The 22,222-nt window shown below is 61.9% G+C and carries 14 protein-coding genes and 2 pseudogenes; 8 read left to right on the forward strand and 8 right to left on the reverse strand.

Translation table 11 applies throughout. The features are described 5' to 3' along the window. Positions 1 to 520 precede the first annotated feature (520 nt). Positions 521 to 1,093, forward strand: a pseudogene (locus PFLQ2_RS30945) (methyl-accepting chemotaxis protein); the annotation flags it as partial. Between the two features lie 121 nt (positions 1,094 to 1,214). On the opposite strand, the gene PFLQ2_RS23905 reads toward PFLQ2_RS30945, so the two are convergent. Both PFLQ2_RS23905 and cra read right to left on the reverse strand, forming a co-directional pair. Next, on the reverse strand, positions 1,215 to 1,991 hold the full coding sequence (locus PFLQ2_RS23905; RefSeq protein ID WP_003177892.1) for a TatD family hydrolase: 777 nt from the start codon (positions 1,989 to 1,991) through the stop codon (positions 1,215 to 1,217). Between the two features lie 7 nt (positions 1,992 to 1,998). Continuing rightward, positions 1,999 to 2,994, reverse strand: a complete 996-nt coding sequence (cra, locus tag PFLQ2_RS23900) for a catabolite repressor/activator (protein ID WP_003177894.1) — start codon at positions 2,992 to 2,994, stop codon at positions 1,999 to 2,001. 287 nt (positions 2,995 to 3,281) lie between these two features. On the opposite strand from cra, the gene ptsP reads away from it, so the two are divergent. From ptsP to PFLQ2_RS23880, 4 genes are all read left to right on the forward strand, one after another. Continuing rightward, positions 3,282 to 6,146, forward strand: a complete 2,865-nt coding sequence (gene ptsP, locus PFLQ2_RS23895; RefSeq protein ID WP_003177896.1) for a phosphoenolpyruvate--protein phosphotransferase — start codon at positions 3,282 to 3,284, stop codon at positions 6,144 to 6,146. Beyond that, a complete protein-coding gene (pfkB, locus tag PFLQ2_RS23890) occupies positions 6,146 to 7,087 on the forward strand; it encodes a 1-phosphofructokinase (protein ID WP_003177898.1) in 942 nt (313 codons plus the stop codon). The genes ptsP and pfkB overlap by 1 nt, the downstream gene beginning before the upstream one ends. Positions 7,088 to 7,100: 13 nt before the next feature. Then, positions 7,101 to 8,840, forward strand: a complete 1,740-nt coding sequence (locus PFLQ2_RS23885) for a PTS fructose-like transporter subunit IIB (protein ID WP_003177900.1) — start codon at positions 7,101 to 7,103, stop codon at positions 8,838 to 8,840. 197 nt (positions 8,841 to 9,037) lie between these two features. After that, positions 9,038 to 10,579, forward strand: coding sequence for an alkaline phosphatase D family protein (locus tag PFLQ2_RS23880; protein WP_003177901.1), 1,542 nt, complete (start codon positions 9,038 to 9,040; stop codon positions 10,577 to 10,579). A gap of 137 nt (positions 10,580 to 10,716) precedes the next feature. Here the strand turns inward: PFLQ2_RS23880 and PFLQ2_RS23875 are convergent, their stop codons facing one another. Then, a complete protein-coding gene (locus PFLQ2_RS23875) occupies positions 10,717 to 13,242 on the reverse strand; it encodes a PepSY domain-containing protein (RefSeq protein ID WP_003177903.1) in 2,526 nt (841 codons plus the stop codon). Positions 13,243 to 13,690: 448 nt separating this feature from the next. Between PFLQ2_RS23875 and PFLQ2_RS28330 the strand changes: the two are divergent. From PFLQ2_RS28330 to PFLQ2_RS23870, 3 genes and pseudogenes are all read left to right on the forward strand, one after another. After that, positions 13,691 to 14,820: pseudogene (locus tag PFLQ2_RS28330) on the forward strand (alpha-xenorhabdolysin family binary toxin subunit A); the annotation flags it as partial. A 345-nt stretch (positions 14,821 to 15,165) separates the two neighbouring features. Beyond that, complete coding sequence (locus PFLQ2_RS30575) at positions 15,166 to 15,966, forward strand: alpha-xenorhabdolysin family binary toxin subunit B (protein WP_225970868.1); 801 nt, start codon at positions 15,166 to 15,168, stop codon at positions 15,964 to 15,966. Between the two features lie 104 nt (positions 15,967 to 16,070). Beyond that, the gene (locus tag PFLQ2_RS23870; protein WP_003177909.1) at positions 16,071 to 16,970 is read left to right on the forward strand and encodes a hypothetical protein; all 900 of its coding nucleotides are present in this window, start codon (positions 16,071 to 16,073) and stop codon (positions 16,968 to 16,970) included. Between the two features lie 51 nt (positions 16,971 to 17,021). Here PFLQ2_RS23870 and PFLQ2_RS23865 read toward each other — a convergent pair whose 3' ends face one another. The 5 genes from PFLQ2_RS23865 to PFLQ2_RS23845 form a co-directional block, all read right to left on the reverse strand. Next, positions 17,022 to 18,185: a type III PLP-dependent enzyme gene (locus PFLQ2_RS23865; RefSeq protein WP_003177910.1), complete on the reverse strand. Its 1,164-nt coding sequence runs from the start codon at positions 18,183 to 18,185 to the stop codon at positions 17,022 to 17,024. Between the two features lie 507 nt (positions 18,186 to 18,692). Further along, positions 18,693 to 19,850 (reverse strand): betaine/proline/choline family ABC transporter ATP-binding protein, encoded by a 1,158-nt coding sequence (locus tag PFLQ2_RS23860; protein WP_003177912.1) that lies wholly within the window; start codon positions 19,848 to 19,850, stop codon positions 18,693 to 18,695. Continuing rightward, positions 19,847 to 20,500 carry an ABC transporter permease gene (locus PFLQ2_RS23855; protein ID WP_003177914.1) on the reverse strand — a complete coding sequence of 218 codons (654 nt, stop codon included), beginning with the start codon at positions 20,498 to 20,500 and terminating at the stop codon, positions 19,847 to 19,849. The genes PFLQ2_RS23860 and PFLQ2_RS23855 overlap by 4 nt, the downstream gene beginning before the upstream one ends. Before the next feature lie 15 nt (positions 20,501 to 20,515). Beyond that, positions 20,516 to 21,418 carry a glycine betaine ABC transporter substrate-binding protein gene (locus tag PFLQ2_RS23850; protein WP_003177916.1) on the reverse strand — a complete coding sequence of 301 codons (903 nt, stop codon included), beginning with the start codon at positions 21,416 to 21,418 and terminating at the stop codon, positions 20,516 to 20,518. Between the two features lie 24 nt (positions 21,419 to 21,442). Next, positions 21,443 to 22,159: an ABC transporter permease gene (locus PFLQ2_RS23845; protein WP_003177918.1), complete on the reverse strand. Its 717-nt coding sequence runs from the start codon at positions 22,157 to 22,159 to the stop codon at positions 21,443 to 21,445. Positions 22,160 to 22,222 lie beyond the last annotated feature (63 nt).

Raw genomic sequence — 22,222 nt, forward strand, 5'->3', positions numbered from 1 at the left:
GCAGCATCGCCTGGAGCAGAACCGTAGCCACATGGTGTTGCAGGCCGTGGCGCTGGCGTTGGTGTTCCTGCTGATTTTCTACCTGTACGCCGGTTTCTACGCCTCGACCCGCACCACGCTCCAACACTTGGGCGAGATGATGGACAAAGTGGCCGCCGGGGACATGACGGTCAATTTCGTGGCCCGCAGCAAGGACGAACTGGGCGAGTTGGGCGAGGTGTTCAATGGCACGGTGGCGAAAATCCATGACCTGATCGAACAGGTCGGCCGCACTGTCGCTGAAGTCGAACGCCAGGCCGGGCAGGTGGAAACGGTATCGGCCCAGAGCAACCAAGCCGTCGCCGGGCAGCGCAGCCAGATCGAACTGGTGGCCACGGCGATGAACCAGATGTCGGCCACGGCCCAAGAGGTTGCTCGCAGTGCCGCCGCAGCGGTCAGCAGCGCCCACAGCGTGAACGATGAAACCCTGAGTGGGCGTGGGCTGGTGGAGTCGCAGCAGGGCAGCATCGCCCGCTTGGCCAGTGAGATCGATCAGTCGGTGCAGGTGATCAACCAACTGGCGACCGACAGCCAGGCCATCAGCCGTGTATTGGACGTGATCAAGAGCATCGCCGAGCAGACCAACTTGCTGGCCCTGAATGCCGCCATCGAGGCAGCACGGGCCGGTGAACAGGGGCGCGGTTTTGCGGTGGTGGCCGATGAAGTGCGGACCCTGGCCAAGCGAACCCAGCAATCGACCGAGGAAATCGAAGCGATGATCTCCCGCCTGCACGGCGGCGTGGGTGCTGCGGTCAAGGCGATGGGCACCAGCCATGAGATGGCCAGCGGCACGGTCAGTCAATCGGAAAAGGTTCAGCAGGCATTGGACAACATCCTCGGCGCGGTCGGCATGATCGTCGATCAGAATCAGCAGATCGCCGCCGCAGTCGAACAACAGACGGCCGTGGCCCATGACATCGACCAGAACATCGTCGAGATCAACCGCGCCGGTGAACGCACCGCCGAAGGCGCGCACCAGACCGAAGACGCCAGCCGTGAACTGTCCGCCCAGGTGGTGCAGCTCAAGCAGTTGATCAATGCGTTTCGGGTGTGATTAATCTAGCCCCTGCAAAGCAGAATGTGGGAGCGGGCTTGCTCGCGAAGGCGGAGTGCCAGGCAACCTTCTTGTTGACCGATACAACGCTTTCGCGAGCAAGCCCGCTCCCACAGGTTTTTCACCAGTTGAACAAATCGCGGGCGTTGGCGGTGCTGGCCTCGGCCAATTGCCCAGGGCTCACTGCCATGATCTGGGCCAGTGCTTCGCAGATCGCCGGCAGGTGCGCCGGACTGTTGCGTTGCCCTGGGAACATCGCCGGTGCCATGTCCGGCGAATCGGTTTCCAACACCACCGCGTCCAATGGCAGTTTTGCCAGCACTCGGTGCATGCGCAGGGCCTGGGGCCAGGTCGCGGCGCCGCCCAGGCCGAGCTTGAAACCGAGCTTGATGTATTCGCGGGCCTCTTCAAAGCTGCCGGCGAAGGCGTGGATGATGCCCGTGCGTTTCAGGCCAATGCGCTTGAGGGTTGCGATTACGGCCGCATGACTGCGGCGCACGTGGATCAGCGCCGGCAGTTCGAACTCCGCAGCCAGATTTAATTGCGCCTCGAACAGCGCCTGCTGGCGCTCACGGTCGAGGGTTTCGATGTAGTAATCCAGGCCGATTTCCCCCACCGCGCACAGCTGCCGGTGCCCGGCCAGGCGGGCCAGCCATTCGCGCAATTGCACGATGTCTTCGCGGCGATGCTGGTCCAGATACACCGGGTGCAGGCCCAGCGCGGCGTACAGGTCGGGGTCGCTTTGCACCAGCTCCCAGACCCGCTGCCAATTGTCCCGATACACCCCAAGCACCACCATTTCCCGCACGCCCGAGGCGCGGCTTTCAGCCAGCAGCGCCGGGCGGTCTGCGTCGAAGTCGGGAAAGTCCAGGTGGGTGTGGGTGTCGATCAGCTCCATGCTTGAATCAGCCCTGATGAATGCGCTGCTTGAAGGTCCGCTCGATGGCCTGCACGCCAGGTTGGTAAACATCGTTTTCGATGGCCGCCAATGCCAGTTCCAAGGCCTTATCGGCAATCAGTTGATGTTGCTGGGACATGGCATTGACCGGCAGCGGCAGGAAATCCAGCAACTGCGTGTCACCAAACGTGCCCAGGCGCAGCGGGCGTGCCTTGAGCGGGAAATCGTGGAGGGCGTCGAACACCCCTTGCAGCAGAACGTAGGAGGTCGTGATCAGCGCATCGGGCAGGTGCCCCAGGCGCGCAAGCAGTTCATCCATCAACTGGCGGCCGCATTCGCGACTGAACGACTCACCATGCTCGATCAGCACCTGACCGTCGAACCCGGCCAGCGCCTCGTTAAACCCTGCGGTCCGTTCCTGGCTGATGCTCAGCTCGGGGCGGGCGCTGATCAGGGCGATTTGCCGAGGGTTCGTCTCAAGCAGGCTGCGCGTCAGTTGCAGGCTGGCTTGGCGGTCGTCGCTGATCACCGAACAGAAATGCGCAGGTTCCATCACCCGGTCGATGGCGATGATGGGGATGCCTTTGGCTTGCAACTGGCGATAACTGTCGTCCCCGGCCGGCAGGCAACTGGCGACGATCAACGCATCGCAGCGCCGGGCACGGAACAATTGCAGCAATTGCCGCTCACTGTCGGGTGCATCGTCGGAGCTGGCGATCAGCAACTGATAACCCCGCGCCCGCGCCCCTTGCTCCAGCAGCTTGGCGATGCGTGCGTAGCTGGGGTTTTCCAGGTCCGGCAGAATGAAGCCCAGCGTGCGCGTGTGTCGGCTACGCAAACCGGCGGCCTGGGGATTGGGCGTGAAGCCATGCTCCTCAACCACCGCTCGCACCCGTTCGACGGTGGCGCTGCTGATGCGTTGCTGTTCGGCCTTGCCGTTGATGACATAGCTGGCGGTGGTCACCGACACACCGGCCAGTTGGGCAATATCACTGAGTTTCAACCCGGTTTTCCTTGTTTTTTCGAGGCTGTCCCGCCAATAAGGGCCATCCTACCCGATTCAAGATGATCGTCACTGCCCAGCACCGGCGACAAGTTGCACTTCAAGGATGAGAGATTATCGAGTAACGTGCCATTCTTTCTAGATTAAACGTTTCAGCAAGCGTATTTTCAAGGTTAGCAGGGTTTTTGGCTTCTCTGCCGCGATAGCGCCAAAAGCTGTCCTGCAACGCTAAGCTGATTCATTCAAAACAATACCTGGCGCCAATCGGACGCCAAGAAGGAGAAAGCATGCTCGAGCTCACTCTAGAGCAGATATCCATGGCTCAAACCGCTGTGGATAAAGACGCTGCGCTGCAATTGCTCGCTGACAGACTGGTGGCCGATGGCTTGGTAGCTGAGGGATATCTCGCCGGCTTGCAGGCCCGCGAAGCCCAGGGCTCGACCTTTCTTGGCCAAGGTATTGCCATCCCCCACGGCACCCCGCAAACCCGCGACCTGGTGTATTCAACCGGCGTACGCCTGCTGCAATTTCCCGAAGGTGTGGATTGGGGCGATGGCCAGATCGTTTACCTGGCCATTGGCATCGCGGCCAAATCCGACGAACACCTGCGCCTGTTGCAATTGCTGACCCGCGCCCTCGGCGAGACTGACCTGGGCCAGGCCCTGCGCCGTGCCAGCTCCGCCGAAGCGCTGTTGAAACTGCTGCAAGGCGCGCCGCAGGAACTGGCGCTGGATGCGCAGATGATTGGCCTTGGCGTGTCGGCTGACGACTTCGAAGAGTTGGTCTGGCGCGGCGCCCGTCTGCTGCGCCAGGCCGATTGCGTGAGTAATGGTTTTGCCGGTGTCTTGCAGCAAGTCGAGGCGCTGCCCCTGGGTGATGGCCTGTGGTGGCTGCACAGCGAGCAGACGGTCAAGCGTCCGGGACTGGCGTTCGTCACACCGGACAAACCCATCCGCTACTTGGGCCAACCCCTGAGCGGCCTGTTCTGCCTTGCCAGCCTTGGCGAGGCTCACCAAAGCTTGCTGGAAAGGCTCTGCGCGCTGCTGATCGAAGGTCGTGGCCACGAACTGGGCCGCGCCACCAGCAGCCGCAAGGTGTTGGAAGTGCTCGGTGGTGAGTTGCCCGCCGACTGGCCCAGCGCCCGCATCGGCCTGGCCAATGCCCATGGCTTGCACGCGCGGCCGGCGAAGATCCTCGCGCAGCTGGCGAAAAGTTTCGATGGCGAGATCCGCGTGCGTATCGTCGACGGCCAGGACAGCGCCGTGTCGGTCAAGAGCTTGAGCAAACTGTTGAGCCTGGGCGCCCGGCGCGGCCAGGTGCTGGAATTCATTGCCGAACCGAGCATTGCCAACGACGCGCTGCCGGCATTGCTGGCAGCCATCGAAGAAGGCCTTGGCGAAGAAGTCGAACCGCTGCCGCCACCGAGCACGCCGCGAGAACCCGCGATAGCCGAAGTGGCTGCCGTGATGCTGGCGCCCGAATCCGGCAGCCTGATCCAGGCCGTCGCTGCGGCGCCGGGCATTGCCATCGGCCCGGCCCATATCCAGGTGCTGCAAGCCATCGATTATCCGCTGCGCGGCGAGTCGGCGGCCATCGAGCGCGAGCGCCTGCAAAACGCTTTGAACCAGGTGCGCCGCGATATCGAAGGGCTGGTCGAGCGCGCCAAGGCCAAGGCCATCCGCGAGATCTTCATCACCCACCAGGAAATGCTCGACGACCCGGAGCTGACCGACGAAGTCGACACCCGCTTGAAGCTGGGAGAGAGTGCGCAAGCGGCCTGGATGGGGGTGATCGAAGCCGCCGCGAAAGAACAGGAGGCCTTGCAGGACGCACTGCTCGCCGAACGTGCCGCCGACCTGCGAGACGTGGGCCGTCGTGTGCTGGCGCAATTGTGCGGCGTCGAAACCCCGAACGAACCCGATCAACCCTACATCCTGGTGATGGACGAAGTCGGCCCGTCCGACGTCGCCCGTCTGGACCCGGCCCGTGTCGCGGGTATCCTGACCGCTCGCGGCGGCGCGACTGCCCACAGCGCGATCGTTGCCCGAGCCTTGGGCATTCCGGCACTGGTGGGCGCTGGGCCAGCGGTGCTGTTGCTGGCGCCGGGCACGTCCTTGCTGCTGGACGGCCAGCGCGGTCGCCTGCACGTGGACCCCGACGCGGCTACCCTGCAACGGGCCAGGGAAGAACGCGACACCCGCGAGCAGCGCCTCAAGGTTGCTGCCGAACAGCGCCACCAGCCGGCGCTGACCCGCGACGGTCACGCCGTGGAAGTGTTTGCCAACATCGGCGAGAGCGCCGGTGTCGGCAGCGCGGTGGAGCAGGGCGCCGAAGGCATCGGTCTGTTGCGCACCGAGCTGATTTTCATGGCCCACACCCAGGCACCGGACGAAGCGACCCAGGAAGCCGAATATCGCAAGGTGCTCGATGGCCTGGCTGGCCGGCCGCTGGTGGTGCGCACCCTCGATGTCGGCGGTGACAAACCGCTGCCGTACTGGCCGATCGCGAAAGAAGAGAACCCGTTCCTCGGCGTGCGCGGCATTCGCCTGACCTTGCAGCGTCCGCAGGTCATGGAAGCGCAGTTGCGCGCCTTGTTGCGCTCGGCGGACAACCGTCCGCTGCGGATCATGTTCCCCATGGTCGGCAGCGTTGACGAGTGGCGTCAGGCCCGGGACATGACCGAACGCCTGCGCCTGGAGATTCCTGTGGCGGACCTGCAACTGGGGATCATGATCGAAGTGCCGTCCGCTGCCTTGCTCGCGCCGGTGCTGGCCAAGGAAGTCGACTTCTTCAGTGTCGGCACCAACGACCTGACGCAATACACCCTGGCCATCGATCGTGGTCACCCGACCTTGTCGGCCCAGGCCGATGGCTTGCATCCGGCGGTGCTGCAACTGATCGATATCACCGTGCGTGCCGCCCATGCCCATGGCAAGTGGGTCGGCGTATGCGGCGAGCTAGCGGCTGATCCACTGGCGGTGCCGGTGCTGGTGGGCCTGGGCGTGGACGAGTTGAGCGTTTCGGCGCGCAGCATTGCCGAAGTCAAGGCGCGGGTTCGCGAGCTGAGCCTGGCGCAAGTACAGACCCTGGCCCAAGAGGCGTTGGCCGTGGGCAGCGCCGATGATGTGCGCGCATTAGTGGAGGCGCTGTAATGGCGAAGATTCTTACCCTGACCCTCAACCCGGCGCTCGACCTCACGGTTGAACTGGCGCGCCTGGAGCCGGGACAGGTCAACCGCAGCGATGCCATGCACACCCACGCCGCCGGCAAAGGCGTGAACGTGGCCCAAGTGCTGGCCGACCTCGGTCATACGTTGACGGTCAGTGGTTTCCTGGGGGAAGACAATGCCCAGGCGTTCGAGACGCTGTTTACCCAGCGTGGTTTTATCGACGCCTTTATCCGTGTGCCCGGGGAAACCCGCAGCAACATCAAGCTGGCCGAGCAGGACGGACGTATAACTGACCTCAACGGGCCGGGCCCGGTCGTCGACGAAGCCGCGCAGCACGCGTTGCTGGAGCGACTGGAACACATCGCCCCCGGCCACGACGTGGTAGTGGTGGCGGGCAGCTTGCCCCGGGGCGTCAGCCCGCAGTGGTTGCAGGCGTTGATCGTGCGCTTGAAACAGCTCGGCCTGAACGTGGCCCTCGACACCAGTGGCGAAGCCTTGCGCGTCGCCTTGGCGGCGGGGCCCTGGCTGATCAAGCCGAACACCGAGGAACTGGCCGATGCGCTGGGTTGCGAGGTGGTGAGTGGGTTGGCCCAGGCGCAAGCGGCGCAGCGCCTGCACGCCCAAGGCATCGAGCATGTGGTGATTTCTCACGGCGCCGATGGCGTGAACTGGTTCAGCGTCGGTGCGGCGCTGCATGCCTCGCCGCCCAAGGTCAGCGTCGCCAGCACCGTGGGTGCCGGGGATTCACTGTTGGCGGGCATGCTGCATGGCCTGCTCAGCGCCGACACTCCGGAGCAGACCCTGCGCACGGCCACGGCCATCGCCGCCATGGCGGTCACGCAGATCGGCTTTGGCATCCACGACACGGCACTGCTGGCGTCGCTTGAACAGGGCGTGCGCGTGCGCCCCCTGACAGAACAATAAGAGGGTTCGCAAAATGAAATTAGCCATTGTGACGGCCTGCCCGAATGGCATGGTCACCAGTGTGTTGTGCGCCCGCCTGCTGGACGCGGCAGCCCAGCGCCAAGGTTGGAGCACCAGTGTCGAAGTGCATGACCCGGCCCATCCGGAACGTCAGTTGTCGGCGGCGACCCTCGACGCGGCCGAGTGGATCCTGCTGGTTGCCAGCGGCCCATTGGACTTGTCGCGGTTTGTCGGCAAGCGTGTGTTTCGCAGCACCCCGGCCCAGGCCCTGCAAGACGTTGATTCATTGCTGCGTCGCGGCGCTGTAGAAGCCACGGTGCTTGCCGAGGCGGATGTACTGGAGCCGGTGCCTGCGGCGGCTGAGCGCGCGCCGCGCCTGGTTGCCATCACCGCCTGCCCCACGGGCGTTGCCCATACGTTCATGGCGGCCGAGGCGTTGCAGCAGGCGGCGAAAAAACTGGGCTACCACCTGCAAGTGGAAACCCAGGGCTCGGTAGGGGCTCGGGATCCGTTGAGCCCCGAGGCTATCGCCGAGGCTGACGTGGTGTTGCTTGCCACCGACATCGAAGTCGCCACCGAGCGCTTCGCCGGCAAGAAAATCTACCGCTGCGGCACGGGCATCGCCTTGAAACAGGCCGAAGCCACGCTGAACAAGGCGTTGGTCGAAGGCCGGCAGGAAAGCGCATCGAGCGGCGCCAGCGGCCCGGCCAAGGCGGAAAAGACCGGCGTCTACAAACACCTGCTGACGGGCGTGTCGTTCATGCTGCCGATGGTGGTGGCCGGTGGTTTGTTGATCGCCTTGTCGTTCGTGTTCGGCATCACCGCGTTCAAGGAGCCCGGCACGCTGGCGGCGGCGCTGATGCAGATTGGCGGCGACACGGCATTCAAATTGATGGTGCCGCTGCTGGCTGGCTACATCGCTTACTCCATCGCCGACCGTCCGGGCCTGGCACCGGGGATGATCGGCGGGATGTTGGCGAGCACCCTCGGCGCCGGGTTTATCGGCGGGATCATCGCCGGTTTCCTGGCCGGTTACGTCGCCAAGGCGATCAATCGCTACGCGCGTTTGCCCCAGAGCCTGGAAGCGCTCAAGCCGATCCTGATCATCCCGCTGCTGGCGAGCCTGGTCACTGGCCTGGTGATGATCTACATCGTCGGCAAGCCGGTGGCGGGCATGCTCGCAGCGCTGACCCACTTCCTCGACAGCATGGGCACCACCAATGCGATCCTGTTGGGCGTGCTGCTGGGAGCGATGATGTGCGTCGACCTCGGCGGACCGATCAACAAGGCCGCCTATGCGTTTTCGGTGGGGCTGCTGGCCTCGCAGAGTTACGCACCGATGGCCGCGACCATGGCCGCCGGGATGGTGCCGCCGATTGGCCTGGGCATCGCCACCTTCATCGCCCGCCGCAAATTCGCCCAGACCGAGCGCGAGGCCGGTAAGGCGGCGCTGGTGCTGGGCTTGTGCTTCATCTCCGAAGGCGCGATCCCGTTCGCCGCCAAGGACCCGTTGCGGGTGATCCCGGCCAGCATCGCCGGCGGTGCGTTGACCGGCGCGCTGTCGATGTACTTCGGCTGCAAGCTCATGGCGCCCCACGGCGGGTTGTTCGTGATGCTGATTCCGAATGCGATCAACCATGCGCTGTTGTACTTGCTGGCAATCGTCGCGGGCAGCCTGGTAACGGCGGTGGCCTATGCAGTGCTCAAGCGTCCTGAGGTGGTAGAAATGGCGTTGGAGCCAGCCAAAGCCTGACCACTTTGTTGACGCAATGAAGGTCCCCTGTGGGAGCGGGCTTGCTCGAAAGCGGTGCTTCAGTCGATAAAAAATCGCCTGACACACTGCTTTCGCGAGCAAGCCCGCTCCCACATTGGTTTATTGGTGTTCATAAAATTCCTGTCACACCCATTTCACACAGCCATGCTTAAGTTTTTCCATTTGGGGGAAACACCATGAGCGAATTCGACCTGGGCCGTCGTCGTGTGATGCAAGCCGTGGGGGCGGGGTTGTTGTTGCCGGGGCTGGCGCCGGCGGTGATGGCCTCGGTCAAGGACCGACCGGTGCTCACCGATGGTGTGCAGTCCGGCGACCTGCAGGGCGACCGGGCGATGATCTGGAGCCGCAGCGACCGCCCGGCGCGGATGGTGGTGGAGTGGGACACCCGTAGCCAATTCAGCAATCCCCGCCGCTTTGTCTCGCCTGTGGCCGACACCCGTAGCGATTTCACCGCCCGGGTCGAACTCACCGGGTTGCCGCCTGACCAGGCGATTTTCTACCGTGTGCATTTCGAAGACGCCCAAAGCGGCGTTGCCAGCGAACCCTGGCTAGGCCATCTGCGCAGTGTGCCGCAGTTCAAGCGCAACATCCGTTTCGTCTGGAGTGGCGATACCGTTGGCCAGGGTTTTGGTATCAACCCGGACATCGGCGGCATGCGCATCTACGAAGCCATGCGTTTGCGCCTGCCGGACTTCTTCATCCACAGCGGTGACACCATCTATGCCGACGGCCCGGTGCCGGCGCAGCTCACCACCGAGGGCGGGCGTATCTGGCGCAATCTCACCACCGAAGCCAAGAGCAAGGTGGCCGAAACCCTGGACGAGTATCGCGGCAACTATCGCTACAACCTGATGGATGAAAACCTGCGGCGCTTCAACGCCGAAGTGCCGCAGATCTGGCAGTGGGATGACCATGAGGTGGTTAACAACTGGTCGCCGGGCAAGCAACTGGACGAGCGCTACCAGACCCGGGATATCCACACCTTGGTGGGGCGTGCGCGGCAGGCCTGGCTGGAATATGCGCCGATGCGTTTGCAGAAGGCCGATGGCGGCGGGCGGATCTATCGCAAGCTCAGTTACGGGCCGATGCTGGATGTGTTCGTGTTGGACATGCGCAGCTATCGCGAAGCCAACGACGCCAACCTGGGGGCGGCCAAACCCTTCCTCGGGCGTGAACAGTTGAATTGGCTCAAGCGCGAATTGAAGCAGTCCCGCACCCAGTGGAAAGTCATCGCCGCCGACATGCCCATCGGCCTGGGTGTGCCCGATGGTGAAGTCAGCCCCGGTGTGCCGCGCTGGGAGGCGGTCGCCAACGGTGATCCCGGCCCGGCCCAGGGCCGTGAAATGGAAATCGCCGAATTGCTCGGTTACCTGCGCAAACATCAGGTGCGCAATTACGTCTGGCTCACCGCCGATGTGCATTATTGCGCGGCCCATCACTATCACCCAGAACAGGCCGCGTTCCAGGACTTCGAACCGTTCTGGGAGTTTGTCGCCGGGCCGTTGAACGCTGGCAGCTTCGGCCCCAATGCCTTGGACAAGACCTTCGGTCCCGAAGTGGTGTTCCAGAAAGCGCCGCCGGCCCAGAACACCTCGCCGTTTGCGGGGTATCAGTTCTTTGGTGAGGTGAATATCGACGGGCCGAGCGGGGAGATGAGCGTGGTGCTGCGGGATCTGGAAGGCGTGGCGGTGTTCGAGAAGAAGTTACAGCCGGTTTGATCCAAGGAGCACAGAAAATTTTCTGTGGGAGCGGGCTTGCCCGCGAAAGCGGTGTGTCAGTTGATAAATGTATGACTGACAGGACGTCTTCGCGGGCAAGCCCGCTCCCACAGGGTGTTGTGCATTATTTGAGGTGGTCAGTAAACATCCCGCCGATACCGCCCCTGCTCGATCAGCCGCTCCACTTCCTCACGCCCCAGCACGCTGTTGAGTACGTGATCTACCCCTGAGGCCATGCCCTGCAAGCTGCCGCAGACATAGATCACCGCGCCGTCGGCCACCCACTGCTTGAGTAGCGCTGCCGATTCCAGCAGGCGGTGCTGAACGTAGATTTTTTGTTTCTGGTCCCGGGAGAAGGCCAGGTCCAGGCGTTCCAGGTCGCCTGAAGTCACCCATTCCTGCAGTTCGTCGCGGCAATGGAAATCGTGTTCACGGTTGCGCTCGCCAAACAGCAGCCAGTTGCGCTGCATGCCCTCGGTGACGCGCGCCTTGAGCAGGCTGCGCAGGCCGGCCAGGCCAGTGCCGTTGCCCAAAAGGATCATCGGCACGCCCTGGGGTGGCAGGTGGAAACTGCTGTTGCGGCGCACCCGCAGGGTAATGGCGCTGCCCAGTGGCGCATGTTCGGTGAGCCAGCCGGAACCGGTGCCCAGGCTGCCGTCGGCATGGCGTTCCTGGCGCACGATCAGCTCCAGCACGCCGTCGGCCGGGATCGAGGCGATGGAATATTCGCGTATCGCCAGCGGTGCCAGCGCATCCACCAGCGCCTGGGCATGCAGGCCGACCAGATGGGCGCGGTTTTCAGGCAACTGGCGGGTCGCCAGGGCCTGATCGAGACTCTGTGGCAGGCCATCGATTTGCACGCGAGCGTGGCCGGAGAGACCGAGCCCGTCGAGGAAATGCTCGATGGCCCACAGGTCATTACGCGGCAGGACTTCCACCAGGTCCCCGGCCAGCCAACTGCTCGGGCCCGGAGCCGTGAGGCCCAACAGGTAGACGCCCGAGCCGCTGCTCTCAGGGTTGAGCAGGGTGCGCTGGCTCAGGGTCCAGTGCTCGAAGCTGGGCGCCTGCCAGGTGTCCACCGGCGCTTGGCCGGTCAGTTCGGCCAGTTGTTGTTGCCAGTGACGCAAGGCGTAAGGGTCACCGCTGTCGACTTCTACCGGGGCGAACAAGGTCTTGCCGCCATGTTCCGTCAGCCAGGCATGCAGGCGCCGGGCGAAGCCGCAGAAATGTTCATACTGCCGGTCGCCCAGGCCCAGCACCGCATACTGCAAACGCTCCAGGCCCACGGCGCGGCCCAGCAGCTTGCGTTCGAAGCCGCGAGCGCTGTCCGGCCCGTCACCGTCGCCAAACGTACTGACGACGAACAGGGCGCGGGTAGCGTTGCACAGGTCTTGTTCGCTGACGCCAGCCAGTGGCTGGACGTTCACCGACAAGCCAGCGGCCTGGAGCTGGCCGGCGGTCTGCCAGGCCAGTTGCTCGGCGAAACCGCTCTGGCTGGCGAAGCCGATCAGCCAGGCCGGGGCGTCGCTCGGGTTGTCGGCGAGTTGCTGGCGTGCCTGTTTCACTTGGCGCTTCTTGCGACGGCGGTCCAAATACAATAACCAGCCGGTGATGAAGAACAGGGGCATGGTCAATGCGGCCACCGTGACCAGGATCCGCCCGACCAGGCCGAAGTAGCTGCCGACGTGGAGGGCATACACGCTGGTCAGCAATTGCGCCTTGAGGCTCTTGTCGCTGTAACGGCTGTGGCGGCTGACGACCCCCGTGGCCGGGTCGAGGTTGATCTGATTCAGCGCTCGGTCGTGGGGTGAGGTTTTCAGCAGGTAAAACACCGTTGCCGGCTGCCCGGCCACCGGCGGCATGCGCACGTTGTAAGCGGACAGGTCCGGGCCGGCGGCGCTGTAGATGCTGCTCCACATGGCCCGATAATCAGCCACCGGAGCCGGGCCTTGCGGTGCGGGGCCGCGGTTGCGTACGCGTTCTTCCTTGGGCGAATCGGACAAGAGGCGGGTCGCGCCCTTGTTGTACCACTCATAGGACCAAGTCAGGCCGGTCAGGGCCGCCAACAGGTAGAACACCATGCACCAGGTCCCGGCCACCGAATGCAGGTCCCAATTGAAACTGCGGCCTTTTTTCGCCCAGTCGAGCGTCAGCCAGGCGCGCCAGCTTTTCCACTGGCGCGGCCAGCGCAGGTACAACCCGGACAGGCAGAAGAACACCAGGATCAGCGTGCACGCGCCGGTGATCTGCCGCCCCACTTCATCCAAGGTCAGGACCCGGTGCAGCCTGAGCATCAGGCCGAAGAAATCCTGGCCCACCACCTCGCCCATGAACTGGGCGTTGTAGGGATTGAAATAGCGCATGGCCCCGCGCTTTTCCCCGGGCGGCGCGCTGAAAATCACCCGCGCGGCATTGCCGCTGTCGGTCTCGACCCAAAGCATGGCGACGGTTTTACCGGAAGCGGCCTCGATCTGTTCTACCAGCTCGGCGGGCGGCAGGACGCCGGCCGGTTGTTTTTCAACCATCAGCACTTGTGGATTCAAGGCCCGTAGAATCTCGTCTTGGAACGATACCGCAGCCCCGGTAATGCCCATCAACGCCAGGACCAACCCGGCACTGATGCCGAAGAACCAGTGCAACTGGAACAGGGTTTTCTTCAACACGTCGCTCGCCTTGTTCATTCTTCGCTGTTTATCACGGCGCACATTATGCCGTGTGTTATCGAGAAGCATTCATAAACACACACAAAAATCCCGATCAGTTGCGCGAGCGGGGCTTTTGCCCGGTGCCAGTTGGCTAACGGATACCTCCGTGGTGAAGAAGCAAGGCTTGCAGTCCAGACGCTGGCGCTGTTTTTCGGTCTTTCCCGGTGCGCAAAATTGCCGCTGTCAATGAGAGACGACATGATTATTCGGCGAAACATTTATCGTGGGTCAAACTAAGTTGCCCGCCAACTTTGTATTATTCGCTAATGTTTGCTTTGTTTTCGGTCTTTGACTTCCTCTAACTTCATCGTCTAGTGTTCGCTCAGCTGTACATTGACCGTACTTTCAAATGCCAATGAGCCAACGAGGCTCGCTGTTTGGCAATTAAATAATTAAAGGATTAATTATGAATACTCAAGCCGTCTGGAATGAGGCACTGGAAGGCGCCTCGACTGAAGATATCATCCGCTTTGCACAACTGGCGCCCAAGACGTTATCCAACGCTTCGACGTCGGCGCAGGAAGGCGAGTCCCGTGGCACGGGGTTGTTGCTGACCAAGAAACAGATCATCGACCTGAGAAAATATGAAGCCGCCGCCTTGGCCCTGCCTTATACGCCTGGAGACGTTAGGGATTACCTCAGTTTCGGTGACGATGCCGGCGGTGGCCCGGGCCTGCGCCATGAAGATTTCCTGAGGACCTTCCGCGCCACCCGCAACCATGCGCAACGCTGGTCGCCCCTGCGCGAATCGATCATGTTGACCGGTAGCCAACTGAAACTTTTCGCCGCGAACATGACCCTTTACGGCAAGGCGATGGATGAGATCTATATCGAAGTCCAGCCTACCAGGGAACTTGATCGATATAATATCCAGACATTGGAGCAGTTAAGAAAGTTGGAAATGGAGTTGGGTATAAAATTTCCTGGTATTGAGCTGGAGCCGGGCATTGTCGAAGAGGTGGGTTATTATCTAGGCCGGATTTTCGAAAGGGTCGAGGATAACTTCCGGCGGGTAAAAACCATCAAGAACAGCCTCGATCTTTTTGGTTATGACCTTCGTCAATACATTCTTCCCGATATAAAGCTGCGCCTGAGCCTGATTGGCAATACGGCGCTGCCCATCGAAGTCGAGATGCTCAAGCGCGAGGTCGAAGAGCGGGCGTTACGCATCGAGGAAAAAACGACGAGTACGCCAAGGCGGTGCAAAAATCCCTCGGCGCTGCGGCCGGATTGAATCTGATCGGCCTGGCGCTGGCGATTTACCTGGGGGTGGAAGCCGAGAGCATCCGGGCCGAAAGAAACCGACTGTACAAGGAGCAGGAAGCAGCGATTGAAGCGCTCCGGAGCAGAAACCAGACCCTCGGTTCCTTGAGTCGCGTCAAGCACGACTTGCAGGGGCTTGAGCTGGTGGCCATCGACGCCGACATCGCGACGCAGAACCTGATGCACGTGTGGAACGTCATGCATCTCTACATCACGACCTCCCAGGAAGCGATTGCCGGCATTCATGACGCCCTGACTTTGAGGCGATTCATCCTGGCCTTCAGACAAGTCGCCCAACCGTGGAAGCAGATCGAACAGGATGCAGACGCCTTGATCGCGGTATTCAAGGACGCGGACCGGGACTACGAGCGTATTTATGGCATCCAACCTCGCGCTGCGCTCACCCTCGCACCCTACGCATTGCGTAGCGACTATCCCAAGGTCGATCTCCAGGTCATGGCCGACAGTAACCGGCAGATGCGAGACGGCGCAGTCCAGGCCCGTGCGCTGTCCATTCAATGGAATTACCTGCCGCAGCTGCGGGCGCGGTTCGATGACGTGGTGCTCAGCGTGGGCAAGAGTTGCGATGTGCTGAGCGAGTCCGCGTTAAGCGCGAGCATGGTCCTCGATAGGCGGATTCGTCAGCTACAGGGATTGGAGAAAGAGCTGGCGAGCGCGTTCGATGAAAAGAATATCGAGGAAATCAAGGTTGACCGTGCTGAAGTCCTGGCGGGCATAAGCCGATGGACGCAACAGGCCACCCGCCGGCTAAGCGATCAGTTGGCGGTCATTCACGATGTGTTCGATCGACGCTTGAGCCTGGGCTTCATTGACGACCTCGATAAGCAGCGTCAAGCCGTCGAGGCCAGCCTCGGACAATTGCACGATGAACGGGGCGAACGCCAGAAGGAGCGTGGCCAAGTCACTGAGGCCATCGGGTCGCTCAGCAAGGTCGGCATCGAAGCGATTGGCAACGATCTGGTGCTGAACCTGGAGCAGGTGATGAAGCTCGGCGTAGCCCCGCCTGAAGTGCAACTGGTCATGCAAGCCATCGAGCAGCTCAAGAAAACGTTGGTACAGGTCGGCGAAGGCGTCCGGTTCGTCGATCTGGTGCGCGAGCGAGACAGGCTGGTTGGGAAGATCGAGGCGCTGAATGGCGATATCGATGGGAAAAACAACGAGATCATGGCGCTCAAGGGCAAGGCCGAGTTCATCCGGGTCATCCACGGCATCGACGATGAGCGCCGCCGTTATGTGGGCGAATACCAGGGCGTGGTCTCGGCCTATCGAGCCTTTGCCAGGCAGATGGACGCCAACGGGTACCTCGAAGAGAGCGAGCGCAGCGCCGACTTCATCCAGCAGGCCCGGCAGTTCATTGGATTCCTGACGCCACTGTCCCTGCCATTGGCAATCGCTTGAGCTTCACCGGGCAAGGATAGCCGGTCGGGCTGTTGACCATGGAGTACGCGACTGTCGGGCTGTCTTCGTAGTGACCGACAGTCGCCCGTTATGAGGCATCGAACATGTTCGACTTCTTGCTGGACGAGAAGAATTTTTCTTCGTTGAAAGAGTACATCGATTTTTTGAGCGGTCTGCCGGATGCCTTGAAGGAGATCGAGCAGTTCTCGGATGTTTTCCGCCGTTCCGGACACTTACTGCTGGCACCTCCGGATGGGCAGGCACTGACCCGGACGGCGATAGCCAATAAAAACAACTGGCGGGCCATCGTCGCAGTCGTGCCGTCACTGGGGGCGATGGGCCGCCAGTTGGTCGGGCAAACCTCCATTTTTGTCCGAGAGTTTGAGCAGGTGGCCCGGGAAACACCGACTCGGCAATCCCTCGGCAACCTTGATCCCTCGCGTTTCACGCCGGTCAATTTTGGCCCGATGGGGAGCAATCGCACGTCAGACCTGATGCAATTGCTCGGCAACCTCGTGCTGCGGCTGGAGGAATGTGCGACGGCGGTGGCGCGGCTCAAGGCCCTGGTCGTGGACGTTTCCCAGACGATCCACAGCATTTTTGTGCGCTTCATCGACACATTGACGCTGAGGCTGTGCAGCTGTCACGGGCCGGATTCGAAGATCGAGATTTACTACGCCCTGGGGCGGGTCTGCCTGCCGAATATGCAATTCGATCCAGACGCGTATTACTCGCAGCAGCAACGCAGGGCAAAAGCCCGCGAGCATCTTGAGATGCTGCGCACGCTTTATGTGAGGGCAACGTCAGCGGGAAACAACATCGCCGACGTGTGCCATCGCATGGGCTATTTCCTGGAGCAAATGAAGGTCGAGCTCCAAGTCAATGACCGGCAGCAGAGCCTGCGGCGGGCGCAGACTTCGTTCGCTCAGTTGGCTCATCCGCTGCGGGAACTGGACGGAATGGCGCGTGCCCTGGTCGCCCTGTCTTACCGATTGGAACCATGAAAAAAGCCCGTGACATCGGTCACGGGCTTTCGGGTTTCACACTGTGGCGAATTACACGTAGTAAGACTTCAGGGGCGGGAAACCGTTGAACTCCACCGCGCTGTAGCTGGTGGTGTAGGCACCGGTCGACAACCAGTACAGACGGTCACCGATGGCCAGGTTCAGCGGCAAACCGTACTTGTAGTTTTCGTACATGATATCGGCGCTGTCGCAGGTAGGGCCGGCGATGACCACTTCTTCCATCTCGCCTTTCTTCTCGGTCCAGATCGGGAATTTGATGGCTTCGTCCATGGTTTCGATCAGGCCGGAGAACTTGCCCACATCCGTGTACACCCAACGCTCGACGGCGGTGCGGGACTTGCGTGCCACCAGTACCACTTCGCTGACCAGGATGCCGGCGTTGGCGATCAACGAACGGCCCGGCTCCAGGATGATTTCCGGCAAGTCATCGCCGAAGTCTTCCTTGAGGAAGCGGATGATTTCCTCGGCGTAGGTTTCCAGGCTGTTGGTACGGGTGATGTAGTTGGCCGGAAAGCCGCCACCCATGTTGATCAGCTTCAAGACGATGCCGTCTTCTTCCTTCAGGCGCTCGAAGATCACCTTGACCTTAGCAATCGCGGCGTCCCAGACACTGATGTCGCGCTGTTGCGAGCCGACGTGGAACGAAATGCCGTACGGCACCAGGCCCAGGTCGCGAGCCAGGATCAGCAGGTCCATGGCCATGTCGGTCTGGCAGCCGAACTTGCGCGACAACGGCCAGTCAGCCGTGGTCGAGCCTTCGGTGAGGATGCGCACGTAGACTTTCGAGCCCGGCGCGGCCTTGGCGATGTTGCGCAGGTCGGCTTCGGAGTCGGTGGCGTACAGGCGCACGCCTTTTTCGTAGAAGTAGCGGATGTCCCGGGATTTCTTGATGGTGTTGCCATAGCTGATCTGGTCCGGGCCCACGCCGCGGCTCATGACCTTGTCCAGCTCATAGATCGAGGCGATGTCGAAGTTCGAGCCTTTGTCCTTGAGCAGGTCGATGATTTCCACCGCCGGGTTGGCCTTGACTGCGTAGTAGACCTTGGCGAATTCGAAACCGGCGCGCAGGTCGTCGTAGGCCTGGGAGATCATCGCGGTGTCGATCACCACGAACGGGGTTTCCTGCTTGTCGGCGAACGCTTTCATTTTCTGGAAGGTTTCGCGCGCGAAATAATCTTCGACCTGGATCGACATACTTGGGACTCCTACTGGCAAACATCAGGATCAATGGGTGTGAGGGCAAGCAGCCCCCGTGAACGTCCTCCGTATCCCCACTTTGGTTCGCCTACTTCCCAAGGCATGTCGCCGAAAGCAAAAAGGCCACGGGATGCGTGATTCCCTTGGCCTTGCTGTCTCGTCGTCAGTACTTGAGCCGGATGGATCGTTTCCAGCATGGACGTTCGGCGCGAACTGTAGGGCGTGAGGGGCCTGAGATCAACTAAAAATGTCGCGTTTTTGCACACTTCCGTCGTGCGGCCCGCGACAGCTCATGATGTAACCGACCGGTGTGACAGGTTGATGTTCAATTGGATCGGTTTTTCAGGCTGCTCAATGTCGCTTTTGCCTTTGTGGCGAGGGAGCTTGCTCCCGCTTGAGTGCGAAGCGCTCATCGCTTTTTGGGGTCGATTCGCGCCCCAGCGGGAGCAAGCTCCCTCGCCACAGGTCCCAGGCTACTTTCCAGAGTGCGGGAGCTATCAGAAGTCAGGCAGAGGCTGCCTCGGCCGGCGAGACAATACTGGTCTTGCCGCCCCGAGACTTACCGGAGCTCAGGTACTCGGCAATCGATTCCTGGGTCACCTCGCCGAGGAACACCCGCTCGGCGTCCATCACCGGCAGCCACGAGCGGTTGAATTCGTACATGCGCGACAGCAGGATCCGCAGGTGTTCGTCGTAGGCCGCGGTGGCGTTGAACTCACGCAGGAATTGCGCGCAGGTGCCGGTCTGGCGGTACAGGTCGCGACGGCGCACGTAACCCAGGGCCTTGTTCTCGGCGCAGGTGACCACCACGTAGCGACGGTCATGTTCGTCCATCAGTTCCAGTGCTTCGGCCACCGGCGTTTCGGGGCTGACCGACGGGGCGTTGTCTGCCGCGTCTTCGGCCTTGACCAGCAGCAAGCGCTTGAGCGTGCTGTCCTGGCCGACGAAGTTGCTGACGAACTCATCCGCCGGATGCGCCAGCAGCGTGTCCGGGTGGTCGCACTGGATCAGCTTGCCGGCGCGGAAGATTGCAATCTTGTCTCCCAACTTGATGGCTTCGTCGATGTCATGGCTGACCATGATCACGGTCTTGTTCAGCGCCCGTTGCATCTCGAAGAACTCGTTCTGGATCATCTCGCGGTTGATCGGGTCCACCGCACCAAAGGGTTCGTCCATCAACAACAGCGGCGCATCGGCCGCCAACGCACGGATCACGCCGATCCGTTGCTGCTGGCCGCCCGACAATTCACGGGGGTAGCGATGCAGGTACTGCTTGGGTTCGAGCTTGATCATGCTCATCAGCTCGCGGGCGCGGTCGTGGCATTTCTGCTTGTCCCAACCCAGCAGGCGCGGCACGACGGTGATGTTCTCCTCGATGGTCATGTTCGGGAACAGGCCGATCTGCTGGATCACGTAGCCAATGTTGCGGCGCAGGGTCACTTCGTCCAGGCCGGTGGTGTCCTCGCCATTGATCAAGACCTTGCCCGAGGTCGGCGGGATCAGGCGATTGATCATCTTCAGCGTGGTGCTCTTGCCGCAGCCCGATGGCCCGAGGAACACGCAGATCTCGCCTTCGTTGACGGTCAGGTTCACCGAGTCCACGGCCTTGACGTCCTTGCCGTTGCTCTTGAAGGTTTTGCTGAGGTTTTGAAGTTCGATCATTTGAGGAGTCCTTTTGGGGTCAGCGAGCGTTGCAGCCATTGCAGGAGCAGGTCGGCGAAGATGGCCAGGAGACTGACCAGCACGGCGCCGACGATCAGCATCGACATGTCGCTGCGGCTGATGGAAGCGAGGATGAGCACGCCCAGGCCACCGGCACCGATGGTGGCAGCGATGGTCATGACGCCGATGTTCATGACCACGGCGGTGCGCACGCCGGCCAGGATCACCGGCACGGCGATAGGCAGCTCGACCATGCGCAGGCGCTGGCCGAAGGTCATGCCGATGCCGCGAGCGGCCTCACGGATACCCGGTTCTACGCCGGTCAGGGCCAGGTAGGTGTTGCGCATGATCGGCAGCAGGGAATAAAGGAACACGGCGGTAATCGCCGGCATCGGGCCCAGGCCCTGGCCGAACTTGGAATAGAACGGCAACAACAGGCCGAACAGTGCTATCGACGGAATCGTCAGCAGCACCGTGGCGCTGGCCTGCAACGGGCCGGCAAGCGCAGGAAAACGGGTCATGAAGATACCCAGCGGTACGCCGGCCACGATCGCCAGCGTCACGGCGATGCCCACCAGGGTGATGTGCTGCCAGGTCAGGTGCAGCACCAGCGGCCAGTCCAGATGGGAAAAGGCGTCGAGAAAATCCATGGCTTTTCCTCCAGGTCATTGGGTTGAGAGCAGGGAATGCTGGCGCAGGAAATCGGCGGCAACGGCGGAAGGGCTTTGGTGGTCGACGTCCACACGGGCGTTGAGCTGGCGCATGGTTGCGTCATCGAACAGCTCGGCCAGGGGCTTGAGCTGCGCGGCCAGTTGCGGGTGCGCGTCGAGGAACGCCTGGCGCACCACCGGCGCGGCGGTGTAGTCGGGGAAGTAATGCTTGTCGTCTTCCAACAGTTTCAACTTGAAAGCGTTCAGCCGGCCGTCAGTGGTGTACACCAGACCGGCGAATACCTGGGCGTTGCGCAGGGCCGTGTAGACCAGGCCGGCGTCCATTTGCCGGATATTCTTGCGGGTCAGGTTCATGCCGTACTGCTTGACCATGCCCGCCAGGCCGTCGGAGCGGTTGGCGAATTCGGTGTCCAGGGCCACCAGGTGATTGTCATCGGCTTCGGCTTGCAGCACCGCGTTCAACTGGCTGATGGAATTGATCTGCGGATATTTCTGCGCGACCTTCTCCGGCAGGGCCAGGGCGTAGGTGTTGCTGAATTTCGACGGCGTCAGCCAGGCCAGGCCTTTTTTCGCGTCGAGTTCCTTCACCCGGGCGTAGGACTGCGCGCTGTCGAGTTTTTCCGTGACGTGGTTGTAGGCCACCAGCGACACGCCGGTATATTCCCATAGCAGGTCCAGTTGCCCGGTTTCATGGGCGCTACGGGCCAGGTTGCTGCCCAGACCGCCCGTGATCTGCGCGTCGTAACCCTTGGTGCGCAAGTATTGGGCGGTGATTTCGGCCAGTAGCGTCTGTTCGGTGAAGACCCGGGCGCCGAGGCGAATCAAGGGTTTTTCTGCGGCTTGGGCGAACCCAGCGAACAGCAGGACGCAGCCCAGTATCAAACTCAACTTCTTCATAACGATTCCTTTATCCAGCCTGGCTTATGACGGTCGCAGACCGCGTTCCAGCCAGAGGCGGCTGGCCAGTGTCACCAGGCCGTCGAGCAGCAATGCCAGCAGCGCGGTGCAGGCTGCGCCGAGCAACAGTTGCGGCTGGTTGTTCAAGGCGATGCCGGGGAAGATCAGGCTGCCGAGGCTGTTGGCGCCGATGAGGAAGGCCAACGGCGCGGTTCCGACGTTGATCGCCAAGGCCACGCGCACGCCACCGACAATGATGGGAACGGCGTTGGGCAGCTCGACTTTCCACAGCACCTGGCGCGGGGTCATGCCAATGCCGACGGCGGCTTCCTTGAGAGAGCCCTGGACGTTTTTCAAACCTTCGTAGGTGTTGCGCACGATGGGCAACAGCGAGGCGAGGAACAGGGCGAAGATGGCCGGCCCGCTGCCGATGCCGAGGATGCCCAGGGCGATGGCCAACACGGCCAGAGGCGGCACGGTATTGCCGATGTTGAACACTTGCATGAAGCGTTCGGCGCGCCCGACCATGCCGGGGCGGCTGAGGGCGATGCCGGCCGGGATGCCCACGATCAGGGCTGCGAGCATGGAAACGATGACAAGCATCAGGTGCGCTTGCAGGTAAAACAGCAGGTCGTCGCGGTAACGTTGGATCGTATCGATGCCGATCCAGTGGACCAACAGGGCCAGGAGGGCGACGACGACCGCACCCCCGATAAGCCCTTTGCCATAGCGGATAGCCACAGGCGGACTCCTTTGTCTTTTTAGTCGGCGCACGCTTTCCCGGGCGGCAAACCATCACGGGTT

Origin of the sequence: Pseudomonas fluorescens Q2-87 (genome assembly GCF_000281895.1) — a bacterium.
GTDB lineage: Bacteria > Pseudomonadota > Gammaproteobacteria > Pseudomonadales > Pseudomonadaceae > Aquipseudomonas > Aquipseudomonas fluorescens_S.